Origin of the sequence: Enterobacter cloacae complex sp. 342H5 (assembly GCF_050030905.1) — a bacterium.
Classification (GTDB): domain Bacteria; phylum Pseudomonadota; class Gammaproteobacteria; order Enterobacterales; family Enterobacteriaceae; genus Enterobacter; species Enterobacter intestinihominis.
This window is the reverse complement of the sequence record NZ_JBLGVB010000001.1, coordinates 422,610-437,789: the sequence shown is the minus strand read 5'-3', so window position 1 is coordinate 437,789 and position 15,180 is coordinate 422,610. Positions and strand designations below refer to the sequence as shown.

Below are 15,180 nucleotides of genomic sequence, written 5' to 3'. Positions count from 1 at the left end.
TCGCGAAGGATTGCCCGGCGGATACCGGAGACACGTGAAAAGGAGCTGACGATGAAACGAACCCTTGCTTTAACGACGCTATTGCTTTCAGCGGGCCTGCTGAGCACCACGGCGCAGTCGGCTGAATTTGCCAGCGCGGATTGCGTCACGGGCCTGAATGAGATTGGTCAGATCTCCGTCAATAATATCACGGGGAGTCCGCAAGACGTTGAACGTGTCGTCGCCCTGAAGGCCGATGAACAGGGCGCATCCTGGTATCGCATCGTCCAGATGCAGGAAGATAACCATGTTAATCACTGGCGCGTGCAGGCTATTCTTTATGCATAATCCCCTCCGATAAAAGCCACTTAATTTTAGTGGCTTTTCACTTTTGCAAATTTTTTATCTCTCCCGAAACTCAATAAAAACAAACGCGTAACATTCAGTTACATTAAACAGATAAACGTTCTCTCCGCTCTGCCGTTGAACAGCCATCACTTTTCAATAATGAGCAATATATGATCACCTTTTTCCGCCGGGCAGGACTGGGCACGAAGCTATCGCTGCTAACAGGTGTAAGTGTCGCTACGCTTTTTTTGCTGTTCACTTTCCTGTTGAGCCACAACGCCAGCCAGCAGCTTGAAGATCTTGCGGTTGAAGACCTGCATAACCAGTCCACCGGCATGGTGGATATGGTAGAGATGTTCAACACCAGCCTGAGCGAAGAAGTTGAAAGCTATACCCGTCTGTTCACCACCTTTTTGCCACAGCCATTGAACAGCGACAGCAGCCAGAGCCGGACCATAAACGGGCTTACCGTTCCTTTGCTGAAAGGCGGCGAAACGGAGTTGCATGAAAACAATACGCTTTCTGATGACTTCCTGAGCCGAACGGGAGCCATCTCGACGCTGTTTGTCCGCAGCGGTAACGATTTTGTCCGCGTGGCGACGTCGCTGCGCAAAGAGAATGGCGACCGCGCCATCGGAACCGTTCTTGATACCACCAGCCCGGCATTTGCCGCCGTCACTAAAGGGGAGGTCTATCGTGGCCTCGCGCTGCTGTTCGGCAAGCGCTATATCACGCAGTACCAGCCTGTTAAGAATGCGGAAGGCCAGGTTATCGGGATTATCTTTGTCGGCGTGGACATCACCCATTCGTGGAACGTCATGCGCGAGAAAATCCTTAACCGTCGTCTGGGCGAGAGCGGCCACTTCTTTGTACTGGATCGCAGCAGCGGCAAAACGCGCGGACAGTATCTGTTCCATGCCAGCGAAGAGGGCAAACTGCCTAACTGGGACACGGCGACACAGCAGCAGCTTCTGAGTGATAAAGCCGGCACGCTGGAACGCGTGAGCGCGGATGGCCGTACGCTCAAAGTTGCCTACACGCCGCTGCCGGGCTGGAACTGGACCATCGTGGGTGAAGTCGATAAAGCCGTACTGCTTTCAAGCGTCACCACACTGCGCGATCGCTTCCTGATGGCGGGCGTGGTGCTATCCGCACTCTTCGCGGGCCTGTTCGTTATCCTCATTCGCCGGATGCTAACCCGCCCACTGCGCGAGGTGATCGCGCTTGCCCGGCAGTATGCCGCAGGCGATCTGCGCGCCAGCCTGCCGGTTACCCGCCAGGATGAAGTCGGCCAGCTGATTGACGCCATCAACGGGATCGGGGAAGGCCTGCAAAAAATTGTGTTGCAGGTCCGCGAGGCCGCAAGCGAGATCCATCTGGGGACTAACGCGCTGGCTTCAGACACCGGCGAGATCTCTGAACAGATCAACAAGCAGGCCAGCAGCGTTGAGGAGACCTCCGCCAGCATGGAGCAATTAGCCGCCACCGTGCAGCAAAATGCCGCCAACATGGAGCAAACTCAGCAGCTGGTGGGTGAAACCTCGCGCGCGGTGCATCAGGGTGGAGAGACGGTGACCCACGCAGTCTCCACCATGGATGATATTCGCGATGCATCGAAACGCATTGAAGACATCACCCGCGTGATTGAGTCCATCGCTTTCCAGACCAATATCCTGGCGCTCAATGCGGCGGTTGAAGCGGCGCGGGCGGGCGAGCACGGGAAAGGTTTCGCAGTGGTGGCACAAGAGGTACGCGCCCTGGCCGCACGCAGCGCCAACGCCGTAAAAGAGATTGAACAGCTGATTGGCGACACGCTGAACAAGGTGAGCGAAGGCCATGCGCTGTCTGAGCAGACGCGTCTGGCGATGGATGCCATCATTGTTCATATCGATAACATCAGCCAGCTTGTCACCGAGATCAACCACGCCTCCCGCGAGCAGTCGGCGGGAATTGGCCAGGTGAATCTGGCGATGACGCACATCGGTGAGGCATCGCACATCAATGCCGATCGCATCTCACGCAGCGAGCAGACAGCACAGACGCTGCGCGAGAAGGGTTCACATCTCACCCGGCTGGTGAGCCTGTTCCAGCTGAAGGCTTAACCGACCCGGCCCGTGGCGCGCAGCAGCAGGTCGTTTTGCACCTGCTCGCTCATCAGCGTGCCGCCCCGGGTATCCAGCATCATGCGGCACCACGCCTGCGCCACGGGCGGCGATGCGTGCCGCAGCATTTGACTTCCGGCCCCGAGTAAAAAGAGCTGCTGCGCGATCTCCCTGCCCTGCGCTTCCTGCGGTTTCCGCAGCTTCTGCTGTAGCTGCCGCCAGCTGCGATCGAAGTGCCTGTCCTGGCCTTTTACCTGCGCGAAATCATCGGCGAGCAGGTCGAGAATGCCCGACTGCTTCGCCAGCACGCGCAGTACATCCAGGCACATAATATTGCCAGAGCCTTCCCAGATGCTGTTGACGGGCATTTCACGGTACAACCGCGGAAGCTCACTCTCTTCGCAATAGCCTGCACCGCCCAGCACCTCCATTGCCTCTGCCACAAACGGTATACCCGCTTTGCAGACGCTGTATTTTGCCGCCGGAGTGAAAAGCCGCGCCCATGCGGCTTCCTGCGGGTCGTTGCGGTTGTCCCACGCCCGGGCGAGTCGGAACAGCAGTGCCGTGTGTCCCTCCAGCACCAGCGCCATACGGCTTAGCACGTCGCGCATTAACGGCTGGTCGATCAGATTTTTGCCGAAGGTCTGCCGCTGATGGGCATGATAAAGCGCCACCGAGAGCGCACGGCGCATCAGTCCGTGACTGCCCAGCGCGCAGTCAAAGCGCGTCAGCCCGCCCATCTTCAGAATTTGCCGGACGCCTTCCCCCTCTTCGCCCAGCAGCCAGCCGGAAGCATCAAGAAATTCAGCCTCACTGCTGGCATTTGAGCGGTTGCCGAGCTTGTCCTTCAGACGCTCAAGGCGCACGGCATTACGTTGCCCGTCGGGTAAGAAACGCGGGACAAAAAAGCAGGACAACCCGCCCTTCGCCTGCGCCAGCACCAGATGCGCATCGCTCTGCGGCACGGAGAAAAACCATTTGTGCCCCACCAGCCGGTAACTGCCATCGCTGCATTTCTCTGCTTTGGTAGTATTACTAAGTACGTCCGAACCGCCCTGCTTTTCCGTCATCCCCATGCCGATCAGCAGGCCGCGCTTTTGCGCCCCCGGCGCAAGATGGGGGTCGTAGCGATCGCTCATCAGCGGCGTTAACCACTCATGAAACGGTTTGGGCAGCGACCGTTGCAACAGCGGCGTGGCCGCAAAGGTCATGGTCACCGGGCAAAGCGTTCCCGCCTCCACCTGAGCATGAAGTACGAAACGCGCGGCCCTGGCGACGAACGATCCTTTCCGCGCCTCCTCCTCCCACGCCAGGTTGTGCACCCGGTTGGCGCAAAGCCCCTGCATCAGAAGATGCCATGCCGGATGAAAGCGGACGTCATCCAGCCTCGCTCCCGTGGCGTCATAACGCAGCAGCTCCGGCGGATTAACGTTCGCCAGTCTGCCCAGCTCCAGCGACTCTGCCGTACCCAACTGCTGGCCGATGCTGGCAAGAAGATCCACATCCCACTCAGCCCCTTCGCGCGCTACCGCATCGCGCAGGGCGCAATCAGAGAGAAAAAGGTTGCTGTTCGATAGCGGTGCAGGTTGATTAAAAACGGTATGTGTCTGCCAGTGCATGCTGTCTCCCTCCTTTCATTGGCAATAAAGATAAGTATGGACAGAGGGCATGCACGCTGCATGGGAGGGGGGTCACACGATGACGATCGTGTTGATATCATTCGTGAAATAGCTCACAGAACATAAGAATAAACTATTTCCTTACCTCACTAATGCTGAATAATTTATTCTTACCCCGTTTTTGTGAGGATCGTTATGCAACAGGATGCGCACAAGCGTGCATTAATTGCAGGCTCCATCGGTAATTTCATCGAGTGGTATGAATTTGCGGTCTATGGTTTTCTGGCAACGGTGATTGCCAGAAACTTCTTCCAGCTTGAGGGGGAAGCGGAGCTCACCAGCCTGATCCTCACCTGGGCCTCATTCGCCATCGCTTTCTTCTTCCGCCCGCTGGGTGCGGTGGTCTTTGGCCGCATTGGCGACAGGATTGGCCGTAAACCGACGCTGATTATTGTGCTGGTATTGATGACGCTCGCCACCGCTGCCATCGGTATTGTGCCGGTCTACGCCAGTATCGGGATTGCCGCGCCGCTGATCGTTACACTCCTGCGTATTCTGCAAGGACTGTTTGCGGGCGGTGAGTATGGCGGCGCGGTCTCGTTGATGACGGAGTTCGCCCCGCGCGGCAAGCGCGGTCTTTACGGGGCATGGCAGTCCTTCACCGTGGCGCTCGGGCTGTTAGCAGGCGCAGGCATTGTCGCGTTGCTCTCTGCCCTTCTCTCCCCTGAAGCCTTGCACGACTGGGGCTGGCGCATTCCGTTCTTCCTGGCGTTGCCGATGGGTGCGGTCGCGCTATGGTTGCGGGTAAGCATGGAAGAGACACCGAGCTTTGTGCAGCAACGGGAAAAACCGGTTGTTACTCAGGCCAGCACCGCCGCCACGTTCAAAACCATTCTGATGGGCATTGGTCGCGTGATGGTCTGGTCTGCGGCGGGTTATACCTATCTGGTGATTATGCCGACCTATCTGCAATCTGCGCTGCACACCGGTTTTAACCAGGCGCTGCTGATTGCGGTGATTTCTAACATTGGGTTTGCGTTCACGATCATTCCGTCGGGCATGCTGAGCGACAGGATCGGGCGGCGGACGGTGATGATTATCGCCACCGTGCTCCTGCTGATCCTCGCCCTGCCGCTGCTGAAAATTTTGCAGGCGGAGTCCAGCACGCTGGCTGTCAAAGCGATTGTGGTGCTGATTGCGGGAGGACTGGTTGGGATGCTGGCAGGGCCGGGGCCGGCTATGCTGTCTGAGATGTTCCCGACGCGCGTGCGTTATACCGGGCTGGGGCTGGCCTATTCTCTGTCGAATGCGATCTTCTCGGGCTGTGCGGGGCTGATCATTACCGGGCTGATTAAAGAGACGGGCAATCTGGATATTCCGGCGTACTACGTGATGGCAACGGCGGTGGTGAGTATTTTCGCGCTGATGACGCTGAGAAAGGATGACCATTTGCGGTCGTTAGAGGAGTGAGATTGTTGCCCGGTGGCGCTGCGCTTACCGGGCCTACGGTACCATGCTTTTGTAGGCCGGGTAAGGCGAAGCCGCCACCCGGCACAACAGGCTACCCGCGCTGACGCACCGCTTCAAACAGGCAGATACCCGTCGCAACAGAAACGTTCAGGGACGATACGCTGCCCGCCATCGGGATGCTGATCAGCTCATCGCAGTGCTCGCGGGTCAGGCGACGCATGCCTTCACCTTCTGCCCCCATCACCAGCGCCATACGGCCGGTCATTTTGCTCTGATACAGGGTGTGATCCGCTTCACCGGCCGTGCCGACGATCCAGATATTTTCTTCCTGCAACAGACGCATGGTGCGCGCCAGGTTAGTCACGCGGATCAGCGGAACGTTTTCCGCCGCGCCGCAGGCCACTTTTTTAGCGGTAGCGTTAAGCTGCGCGGAACGATCTCTTGGCACAATCACCGCATGCACGCCTGCTGCATCGGCGCTACGCAGGCACGCGCCCAGGTTGTGCGGGTCGGTTACGCCATCGAGGATCAGGAAGAACGGGTTATCCAGCTCAGCGATCAGATCCGGCAGATCGTTCTCCTGATACTGACGGCCCGGCTTCACGCGCGCGATAATGCCCTGGTGTACAGCACCTTCGCTTTTCTCATCCAGATACTGACGGTTCGCCAGCTGGATCACGACGCCCTGCGCTTCCAGCGCGTGGATCAGCGGCATCAGACGTTTGTCTTCACGCCCTTTCAGAATAAAAACTTCCTGAAAACGCTCCGGCGCGCGCTCCAGCAGGGCCTGCACCGCGTGGATGCCGTAAATCATTTCACTCATTGATGGTTCTCGTAATAAATATTGTCCCTCTCCCCGTTGGGGAGAGGGTCAGGGTGAGGGGAAATTACTCCGCCTGCTGTTTCTTCGCCGCGCGCTTCGCTTTGGTTGCGGCCGCTATTTTTTGGGTCTTGGTCGACGGTTTTTTCGCTTTACGAGCGTCTTTTTTCGCCGCCTTTGGCTTCTGCTGCTTCTCGCCACGGAAGGCGCTGTCTGGCTCAAAGTTTACTCTTTTACCTGCCTGACGTCGCTTGCCGCCCGCTTTACCGTTGCCGCCTTTTTTCGCTTTCTCACGCTCGGTTTTCCCGACGTTACGCGGAGCACGTTCGCTGGAGATGAGGCTGAAGTCGATTTTACGGTCGTCCATATTCACGGCTTCAACCTTCACTTCCACCCGATCGCCCAGACGGTAGGTCTGACCGCCGGATTCACCGATCAGACGTTGTCCGACCTGGTCGAAGCGGTAGTAATCGTTATCAAGGCTGGAAACGTGCACCAGACCGTCGATAAACAGCTCATCCAGACGTACGAAGAAGCCAAAGCCGGTGACGCTGGCAATCACACCTTTAAAGACGTTACCCACCTGATCCAGCATAAAGTCACACTTCAGCCAGTCCGCCACGTCGCGCGTTGCTTCATCCGCACGACGCTCGGTCATGGAACAGTGCTGGCCCAGTTGCAGCATCTCTTCCATGGAGTAGTGATACCCACCGGTTTCGGTCGTATTGCCTTTGTGACCTTGCTCGTGCGCCAGCAGATACTTGATCGCACGGTGCAGGGACAGATCCGGATAACGGCGAATCGGCGAGGTAAAGTGCGCATACGACTGTAACGCCAGACCAAAGTGGCCCCGGTTTTCCGGATCGTAAATCGCCTGCTTCATGGAACGCAGCAGCATGGTTTGCAGCATTTCCGCGTCAGGACGATCGCTGATGGATTCCAGCAGCTCGGCATAATCGCGTGGCTCAGGCTTATTGCCGCCAGGCAGTTCCAGGCCGAGTTCGGCCAGCACGGAACGGAACGAGGTTACGGCTTCCGTGGTTGGCTTGTCGTGAATACGGAACAGCGCAGGCTCTTTGGCTTTCTCAACGAAACGTGCCGCCGAGATGTTCGCCAGGATCATACACTCTTCAATCAGCTTGTGCGCATCGTTACGCTGAGTCTGCTCGATTCGCTCGATACGACGCTCAGCGTTAAAGATGAATTTCGCCTCTTCACTCTCAAACGAAATCCCACCGCGCTCTTCGCGCGCCTGATCCAGCGTTTTGTAGAGGTTGTGCAGCTCTTCGATGTGTTTGACCAGCGGCGCGTACTGTTCGCGAAGATCCTGATCGCCCTGCAACATATGCCAGACCTTGGTATAGGTCAGGCGCGCATGAGAACTCATCACCGCTTCGTAGAACTTATAGCCCGTCAGACGTCCCTTGCTGGAGATGGTCATTTCGCAGACCATACAGAGGCGGTCCACCTGCGGGTTGAGGGAACACAGGCCGTTCGAGAGCACTTCTGGCAGCATCGGTACAACCTGCGACGGGAAGTAGACCGACGTACCGCGGCTGCGCGCTTCGTTATCCAGCGGCGTGTGTGGACGTACGTAATAACTCACATCCGCGATAGCCACCCACAGACGCCAGCCACCACCGCGTTTTTTCTCACAGTACACGGCATCATCGAAGTCGCGGGCGTCTTCACCATCAATGGTGACCAGCGGCAGATCGCGCAGATCCACGCGGCCTGCTTTGGACTCTTCCGGCACTTCTTCACGCAGGTTTTCGATCTGGTCTTCAACCGCTTTCGGCCAGACGTAAGGAATTTCATGGGTGCGCAGCGCCATATCAACGGCCATGCCGGTGCCCATGTTATCGCCCAGCACTTCGACGATTTTACCTACCGCTTTGGTACGGCGGGTCGGGCGCTGGGTAAGTTCAACCACTACCACAAAGCCCATGCGTGCGCCCATCACCTCTTCAGGCGGGATGAGAATGTCGAAGCTCAGACGGCTATCGTCCGGCACCACAAAGCCTACGCCCGCATCGGTAAAGTAACGGCCTACAATCTGGCTGGTTTTCGGCACCAGCACGCGGACCACGCGCGCTTCGCGGCGGCCTTTACGATCTGCACCCAGCGGCTGCGCCAGGATCTGGTCGCCGTGAATACACATCTTCATCTGTTCGGATGAGAGGTACAGGTCGTCTTTACGGCCTTCCACGCGCAGGAAGCCGAAGCCATCGCGATGACCAATAACGGTGCCTTTCAGAAGATCGAGGCGTTCTGGCAGCGCGTAGCACTGGCGACGAGTAAAGACCAGCTGGCCGTCGCGCTCCATGGCGCGCAGGCGGCGGCGAAGGGCTTCAATTTGCTCTTCACCCTCAATGTTTAATTCAACGGCAAGTTCTTCACGATTGGCGGGTTTTTCGCGTTTTGTTAAGTGTTCAATGATGAACTCGCGGCTGGGGATAGGATTCGCGTATTTTTCGGCTTCGCGTTCCTGGAAAGGATCTTGTGACATGTCGGTTCCTCCGTTGTCAGCTCCGGTGGAAATTTTCTTCATTCCACCAGCAATAATTTATAAAGCGGTTGATTCTCTTCAACCAAATCGGCCAGCGTGTAGTTATCCAGTTCCTTGAGAAAACTTTGCACGGCCTTTGAAAGCGCCTGTTTCAGGCGGCAAGCGGGCGTAATGTGGCAAAACGCGCTGCTACAGTTCACCAGAGATAGCGGCTCCAGTTCACGTACCACATCGCCGATACGGATACTCTGTGCCGGTTTACCGAGACGGATCCCTCCATTCTTCCCGCGGACGGCAGCAACGTATCCGGTACGACTAAGTTGATTGATTATTTTGACCATATGATTACGGGACACACCGTACACCTCTGTGACTTCAGAGATGCTGGTCATCTTCCCATCGGGTAACGACGCCATGTAAATCAGCGCGCGTAAGCCGTAATCGGTGAAACTTGTTAACTGCACATCAACCTCAGGAAAAAGGGAAAACGCGGTCAAACCGCAGAGATATTCATTAATGATGATAAACCAGCCAGATAGTTAGCGGCTAATTTATTTGACAGACGGGGCGAAAAAGCGGAGATCCAGGAGCGGTCGCCGGATGGCGCTGCGCTTATCCGGCCTACGGGTTTCCCCGCAGGCCAGCAGTCACGAAGATTATGCGTCGAACGGGTCGCGCAGGATCATCGTTTCAGTACGATCCGGGCCGGTAGAAATAATATCGATCGGCACTTCGGTCAGTTCTTCAATACGCTTAATGTAGTCCAGCGCAGCTTTTGGCAGGCCACTACGTTCTTTCACACCGAAGGTGGTCTCAGACCAGCCCGGCATGGTTTCGTAGATTGGCTCAATGCCTTCCCAGTCGTCAGCGGCCAGCGGAGTGGTAGTCACTTCGCGACCATCTGGCAGACGATAGCCCACGCAGATTTTCACTTCTTTCAGGCCGTCCAGTACGTCCAGCTTGGTCAGGCAGAAGCCAGACAGGGAGTTGATCTGCACAGCACGACGCACGGCAACGGCGTCCAGCCAGCCGGTACGACGACGACGACCGGTGGTTGCGCCAAACTCGTTACCCTGCTTGCAGAGGAACTCGCCGGTTTCATCAAACAGCTCGGTCGGGAATGGACCTGCACCCACGCGAGTGGAGTACGCTTTGATGATGCCCAGAACGTAATCCACATAACGTGGGCCCAGGCCGGAGCCAGTTGCCACGCCACCCGCGGTGGTGTTAGAGGACGTTACGTACGGATAGGTACCGTGGTCGATGTCCAGCAGGGTACCCTGCGCACCTTCAAACATGACGAAATCGCCACGCTTGCGCGCCTGGTCCAGCAGATCGGACACATCAACAACCATGCCGGTGAGAATGTCAGCAATCGCCATGACGTCATCCAGCACTTTCTGGTAGTCAACGGCTTCGGCTTTATAGAAATTCACCAGCTGGAAGTTGTGATATTCCATCACTTCTTTCAGTTTTTCAGCGAAGGTCGCTTTGTCGAAGAGGTCGCCCACGCGCAGACCGCGACGAGCCACTTTATCTTCGTATGCCGGGCCGATGCCACGACCGGTAGTGCCGATCGCTTTCGCGCCACGCGCTTTTTCACGCGCCACGTCCAGCGCCACATGATAGTCCAGGATCAGCGGGCAGGCTTCGGAGAGCAGCAGACGCTCACGAACAGGGATACCACGGTCTTCCAGACCTTTCATCTCTTTCATCAGCGCAGCTGGAGACAGCACAACGCCGTTACCGATGATGCTGGTGACGTTTTCGCGAAGAATGCCTGATGGAATAAGATGGAGGACGGTTTTTTCACCGTTGATTACGAGAGTATGGCCTGCGTTGTGACCGCCCTGGTAGCGTACAACATATTTAGCCCGTTCAGTCAGAAGATCGACAATCTTCCCTTTACCTTCGTCACCCCATTGGGTGCCCAGTACGACGACGTTGTTACCCATTTTTTTCAAAATCACCGTTTGCTTAAAAATGGATTCTACCATCGCTTTTTCAGATATACAGCACTTTTTGACCCTAAAATATGCCGATTGCGGTTAGTTTTTGATCAGCCAATCGTTTTCCTCAACATGTAGTAGATAACGATACCGGCAACCACAAGACCACCGCCAAAACGACGCAAAATATTGTCCGGAAGTTGGCTCATTGTCGCGATCATCCGTCGCCATGCGCGTGGATAGAGCATCGGGCCGAGGCCTTCCAGCACCAAAACCAAAGCCAGTGCGAGCCAGATCGTTGAATTCATTTTTCATCCTTATAAAAGAAAACCACCGCTCCGTGAAGAGCGGTGGTTTGAATACTCAAACGAGCCTGAGTTTATCGCGTTGCGTTAGTCGGCGTCTTCATATAACGGAAGAAATCGCTGTCAGGGCTGAGTACCATCACATCCTGGTTGCTCTGGAAGCTATTCTCGTAAGCACGCAGGCTACGGATAAAGGCGTAGAAGTCGGGATCCTGGCTGAAGGCATCGGCAAACAGCTTCGCGGCTTCGGCATCGCCTTCACCACGCAGGATACGGCCCTGACGCTCAGATTCCGCCAGCGTCTTGGTCACTTCGTAGTCCGCTGCGGCACGCAGTTTCTCGGCCTCTTCCTGACCCTGTGAACGGTGACGACGGGCTACCGCTTCACGCTCGGCGCGCATACGGTTGTAGATCGCCTCGGACACCTCCGCTGGCAGGTTGATCTGCTTGATACGCACGTCAACCACTTCGATACCCAGTGCAGCCATACTGTTCGGGTTGATCACCGGTACTTTACCGTTGGTTTCAGCCTGAACGCGTTCAGCCGCTTTGGCAATCGCGTCATCCGCTGCCGGTGTTTCCACTTCGTCTTCGGTACCCGCTGTACCTGAGTTCAATGCATCACGCACTTCCAGGGTCAGACGACCACGGGAGTCGGTCACGATGTCTTTTACATCCAGACGACCAATTTCAGAACGCAGACGGTCAGAGAACTTACGTTTCAGCAGCACTTCTGCCTGAGAAACGTCACCACCGCCGGTTGCCAGGAAGTAGCGGCTGAAGTCGCTGATACGCCATTTGATGTAGGAATCAACGATCAGGTCTTTCTTCTCTTTAGTCACGAAACGGTCGGCCTGGTTATCCATGGTCTGGATACGTGCGTCGAGCGTTTTGACTGACTGAATGAAAGGCACCTTGAAGTGCAGACCCGGCTCGTAGATCACCGGACGCTTGTCGCCGTCACGCACGACGCTGCTAAACTGGAACTTGATCCCACGTTCGCCCTCTTTCACCACAAAGATGGAGGTGTAGAGCACGACCAGTGCGATGATGATGATCGCAATAACTGACTTACGCATCCTTATTCCCCCTGACGCTGGTAGTCGTTACGCTGCGCGTTAGCACGGCGTTGGTCCATAATGTCACCATCGTTCGAAGAAGGCGTTGTGTTCGCGCTGGAGCTACCAGACGAGGCTGGCGGCAGACGCAGCAGGTTGTTGGCTCCGCTGTTGTCTTTTGCTGCCGGTGCAGAACCGCCTTTAAGCATCTGATCCAGCGGCAGGACCATCAGGTTTCCGCCTTTGTTGTCGTTAACCAGCACTTTACGCGTATGGCTCAGCACTTTTTCCATGGTCTCGATATAGAGACGCTCACGGGTAATTTCCGGCGCGGCTTTATATTCCGGCAGGATCTTCGCGAAGCGAGCCACTTCACCCTGTGCTTCCAGGATGGTCTGGGTCTTATACGCGCGCGCTTCTTCCAGAATACGCTGCGCCTGACCGTTTGCACGCGGCTGAACTTCGTTGGTGTACGCTTCCGCTTCACGGATGTACTGCTGTTCGTTTTCACGCGCGGCAATCGCATCGTCAAACGCCGCTTTCACCTCTTCCGGCGGACGCGCAGCCTGGAAGTTGACGTCCAGCAGGGTGATACCCATGTTGTACGGACGGATGGTCTCTTCCAGCTCGCGCTGGGTATCGCTACGAATAACGGTACGACCTTCGGTCAGGATACGGTCCATGGTGTATTTACCGATCACGCCACGCAGGGCGCTGTCGGTCGCCTGACGCAGGCTGTCATCCGCGCTGGTCACGCTAAACAGATAACGCTCAGGATCGGTCACGCGGTACTGGACGTTCATCTCAACGCGCACCACGTTTTCGTCAGAGGTCAACATCACGCCAGACGCCGCCAGTTCACGGACGGACTCCACGTTCACTGCGGTCACGTTATCAATGAAGGTCGGTTTCCAGTTCAGGCCCGGCTCAACCAGATGGCTGAACTTACCGAAACGGGTTACCACGCCGCGCTCTGCTTCTTTAATGGTGTAGAACCCGCTGGCTGCCCAGATGATGACTACCGCCGCGGCCACAATGCTTACTACGCGGCCACCCATAGGCGGGCGCGGACTCTGAGTGGAGTTGCCACCCGAGCCAGAACCTTTTCCTCCGCCAAGGCCACCAAGCTTTTTGCTCAGTTTGCGGAAGATATCATCCAGATCCGGCGGCCCCTGCTCGCGACCACCTTTGTTGCCATTTCCCCCAGAGTTGCCGCCTTGATTATTGCTGCTTCCCCACGGGTCGCGGTCTTGTCCGTTATTACCGGGCTGATTCCACGCCATGTATATGCTCCATATTTGTTATGCAAGGGCGAATTTTTCAGGCTTCCCCTTTCTGATCAGACGATATAGTCCGCCAGCGCAGGTTCTTGTTTACAGAGGCGACGCCAGTCAACGATCGGCATACGCACCTGCATCCCCACGCTGCCGTCATCCTCCATCCACTCTTTTTCTATCGCCTGAAGCTGATAAAACCGGCTACGCAGCCTGCCTTCCTGTGGCGGCAGTCGCAGCGTGTGCTGAGCTACCTCACCGGAAAGACGTTCTGTCAAAGCCTGGAAAAGCAGTGGCACACCAATCCCGGCCTGAGCAGATAGCCAGACCCGAATTGGTTTGTTCTCTTCGTCTCGGTCGATACGCGGTTCGAAATCGTCCAGCATATCGATCTTGTTCATCACCAACAGGGTGGGAATTTCGTGGGCGTCAATCTCTTCGAGCACCACATTCACCGCGTCGATGTTTTCCTGCACGCGTACGTCAGCCGCATCAATCACGTGCAGCAGCAGGGTCGCCTGACGCGTCTCCTGCAACGTCGCTTTAAACGCTGCCACCAGATCGTGCGGCAGATGGCGGATAAACCCTACGGTATCCGCCAGTACCGTTTCACCGACGTCTGCGACGTCAATACGGCGCAGCGTAGGGTCCAGGGTCGCAAACAGCTGGTCTGCGGCATACACCTGGGCCTCGGTTATCTGGTTAAACAGGGTGGATTTACCGGCGTTGGTATAGCCCACCAGCGACACCGTTGGGATGTCGGCTTTGGTTCGCGCCCGACGCCCCTGTTCGCGCTGTTTCTCGACACGCTCCAGACGAGAAAGGATCTGGGTTATACGGCCACGCAGCAAACGACGGTCGGTTTCGAGCTGGGTTTCACCCGGGCCACGTAAACCAATCCCGCCTTTTTGTCTTTCAAGGTGTGTCCAGCCACGCACCAGACGCGTCGCCAGATGGCGCAACTGCGCCAGCTCAACCTGCAACTTACCCTCGTGGGTACGCGCACGCTGAGCAAAAATATCTAAGATCAACCCCGTGCGATCGATAACACGACATTCGCAGAGAGCTTCCAGGTTACGTTCCTGAGCCGGAGACAGCGCATGATCAAACAGCACGACTGATGCGCCGGTTGCTTTTACGGCATCCGCAATTTCAACTGCTTTACCTTCACCAACAAAGTACTTCGGGTGCGGCGCTTTACGGCTACCGGTAATCACCTGCATTGCTTCGACACCGGCGGAAGAGACCAGAGATTCAAACTCCTGGAGGTCTTCCATATCTTTGTCTTGCGAAAAATAGATGTGTACCAGCACCGCCTGCTCACCGGCGTCATAACGGTCAAACAAGCGTAAACCTCTCTAAAAAGATCAGCGGGGAACGCAGGATCCCTGGCTCCCCGTGTGGAAAACAGCCCAAAACCTTATTCGGTTTCTTCGCTGTCCTGCGCAGGAGCAGATGAACCCTGCGCGTTGCTGCCATGATGGTAGTTACTGCCAGTGCCGCCGCCAGCGTTATTGCTGTGATGAGATACCGGACGGGACGGAACAACAGTAGAAATCGCGTGCTTATAGACCATCTGGCTGACCGTGTTTTTCAACAGGATCACGAACTGATCGAAAGACTCAATCTGACCTTGCAGCTTAATACCATTCACCAAATAAATAGAAACTGGAACACGCTCCCGACGCAATGCGTTCAGGAACGGATCTTGTAAAGATTGCCCCTTAGCCATTCTATCTTTTCCTTA

13 protein-coding genes are annotated in these 15,180 nt (G+C 56.3%); 3 read left to right on the top strand and 10 right to left on the bottom strand.

Annotation, left to right across the window (positions count from 1 at the left end):
• Nucleotides 1-51 precede the first annotated feature (51 nt).
• Nucleotides 52-327 (top strand): DUF1471 family protease activator YjfN, encoded by a 276-nt coding sequence (gene yjfN / locus ACQG03_RS02135; RefSeq protein WP_017694671.1) that lies wholly within the window; start codon nt 52-54, stop codon nt 325-327.
• Nucleotides 328-497: 170 nt separating this feature from the next.
• Nucleotides 498-2,429 carry a methyl-accepting chemotaxis protein gene (locus tag ACQG03_RS02130; protein WP_023299139.1) on the top strand — a complete coding sequence of 644 codons (1,932 nt, stop codon included), beginning with the start codon at nt 498-500 and terminating at the stop codon, nt 2,427-2,429.
• On the opposite strand, the gene ACQG03_RS02125 is transcribed toward ACQG03_RS02130, so the two are convergent.
• Entirely contained in the window at nt 2,426-4,048 is a 1,623-nt protein-coding gene (locus ACQG03_RS02125) for an isovaleryl-CoA dehydrogenase (protein ID WP_063163223.1), read from the bottom strand. The genes ACQG03_RS02130 and ACQG03_RS02125 overlap by 4 nt on opposite strands.
• A 195-nt stretch (nt 4,049-4,243) precedes the next feature.
• On the opposite strand from ACQG03_RS02125, the gene ACQG03_RS02120 reads away from it, so the two are divergent.
• The gene (locus ACQG03_RS02120) at nt 4,244-5,518 is read left to right on the top strand and encodes an MFS transporter (RefSeq protein ID WP_023305299.1); all 1,275 of its coding nucleotides are present in this window, start codon (nt 4,244-4,246) and stop codon (nt 5,516-5,518) included.
• Between the two features lie 91 nt (nt 5,519-5,609).
• Here the strand turns inward: ACQG03_RS02120 and rlmB are convergent, their stop codons facing one another.
• From rlmB to hfq, 9 genes are all read right to left on the bottom strand, one after another.
• On the bottom strand, nt 5,610-6,341 hold the full coding sequence (gene rlmB / locus ACQG03_RS02115; RefSeq protein ID WP_003856001.1) for a 23S rRNA (guanosine(2251)-2'-O)-methyltransferase RlmB: 732 nt from the start codon (nt 6,339-6,341) through the stop codon (nt 5,610-5,612).
• Nucleotides 6,342-6,405: 64 nt separating this feature from the next.
• On the bottom strand, nt 6,406-8,847 hold the full coding sequence (rnr, locus tag ACQG03_RS02110) for a ribonuclease R (RefSeq protein WP_023299135.1): 2,442 nt from the start codon (nt 8,845-8,847) through the stop codon (nt 6,406-6,408).
• Between the two features lie 38 nt (nt 8,848-8,885).
• The gene (nsrR, locus tag ACQG03_RS02105; RefSeq protein WP_426726066.1) at nt 8,886-9,311 is read right to left on the bottom strand and encodes a nitric oxide-sensing transcriptional repressor NsrR; all 426 of its coding nucleotides are present in this window, start codon (nt 9,309-9,311) and stop codon (nt 8,886-8,888) included.
• Between the two features lie 192 nt (nt 9,312-9,503).
• On the bottom strand, nt 9,504-10,802 hold the full coding sequence (locus tag ACQG03_RS02100; RefSeq protein ID WP_032621775.1) for an adenylosuccinate synthase: 1,299 nt from the start codon (nt 10,800-10,802) through the stop codon (nt 9,504-9,506).
• A 104-nt stretch (nt 10,803-10,906) separates the two neighbouring features.
• Nucleotides 10,907-11,104 (bottom strand): DUF2065 domain-containing protein, encoded by a 198-nt coding sequence (locus ACQG03_RS02095; RefSeq protein ID WP_003855996.1) that lies wholly within the window; start codon nt 11,102-11,104, stop codon nt 10,907-10,909.
• 71 nt (nt 11,105-11,175) lie between these two features.
• Complete coding sequence (gene hflC, locus ACQG03_RS02090; RefSeq protein WP_022646821.1) at nt 11,176-12,180, bottom strand: protease modulator HflC; 1,005 nt, start codon at nt 12,178-12,180, stop codon at nt 11,176-11,178.
• 2 nt (nt 12,181-12,182) lie between these two features.
• Nucleotides 12,183-13,442 (bottom strand): FtsH protease activity modulator HflK, encoded by a 1,260-nt coding sequence (hflK, locus tag ACQG03_RS02085; protein ID WP_022646820.1) that lies wholly within the window; start codon nt 13,440-13,442, stop codon nt 12,183-12,185.
• Nucleotides 13,443-13,498: 56 nt separating this feature from the next.
• Nucleotides 13,499-14,779 (bottom strand): ribosome rescue GTPase HflX, encoded by a 1,281-nt coding sequence (gene hflX / locus ACQG03_RS02080; RefSeq protein WP_003855991.1) that lies wholly within the window; start codon nt 14,777-14,779, stop codon nt 13,499-13,501.
• 74 nt (nt 14,780-14,853) lie between these two features.
• Nucleotides 14,854-15,165 carry an RNA chaperone Hfq gene (gene hfq / locus ACQG03_RS02075; RefSeq protein ID WP_006810391.1) on the bottom strand — a complete coding sequence of 104 codons (312 nt, stop codon included), beginning with the start codon at nt 15,163-15,165 and terminating at the stop codon, nt 14,854-14,856.
• Nucleotides 15,166-15,180 lie beyond the last annotated feature (15 nt).

Bases quoted from the DNA above. Each gene is read 5' to 3' on its own strand.
- ACQG03_RS02130 (WP_023299139.1), top strand. From the start codon at position 498: ATGATCACCTTTTTCCGCCGGGCAGGACTGGGCACGAAGCTATCGCTG.
- ACQG03_RS02095 (WP_003855996.1), bottom strand. From the start codon at position 11,104: ATGAATTCAACGATCTGGCTCGCACTGGCTTTGGTTTTGGTGCTGGAA.
- ACQG03_RS02120 (WP_023305299.1), top strand. From the start codon at position 4,244: ATGCAACAGGATGCGCACAAGCGTGCATTAATTGCAGGCTCCATCGGT.
- rnr (WP_023299135.1), bottom strand. From the start codon at position 8,847: ATGTCACAAGATCCTTTCCAGGAACGCGAAGCCGAAAAATACGCGAAT.
- rlmB (WP_003856001.1), bottom strand. From the start codon at position 6,341: ATGAGTGAAATGATTTACGGCATCCACGCGGTGCAGGCCCTGCTGGAG.
- hfq (WP_006810391.1), bottom strand. From the start codon at position 15,165: ATGGCTAAGGGGCAATCTTTACAAGATCCGTTCCTGAACGCATTGCGT.
- yjfN (WP_017694671.1), top strand. From the start codon at position 52: ATGAAACGAACCCTTGCTTTAACGACGCTATTGCTTTCAGCGGGCCTG.
- ACQG03_RS02100 (WP_032621775.1), bottom strand. From the start codon at position 10,802: ATGGGTAACAACGTCGTCGTACTGGGCACCCAATGGGGTGACGAAGGT.
- hflC (WP_022646821.1), bottom strand. From the start codon at position 12,180: ATGCGTAAGTCAGTTATTGCGATCATCATCATCGCACTGGTCGTGCTC.
- hflK (WP_022646820.1), bottom strand. From the start codon at position 13,442: ATGGCGTGGAATCAGCCCGGTAATAACGGACAAGACCGCGACCCGTGG.
- ACQG03_RS02125 (WP_063163223.1), bottom strand. From the start codon at position 4,048: ATGCACTGGCAGACACATACCGTTTTTAATCAACCTGCACCGCTATCG.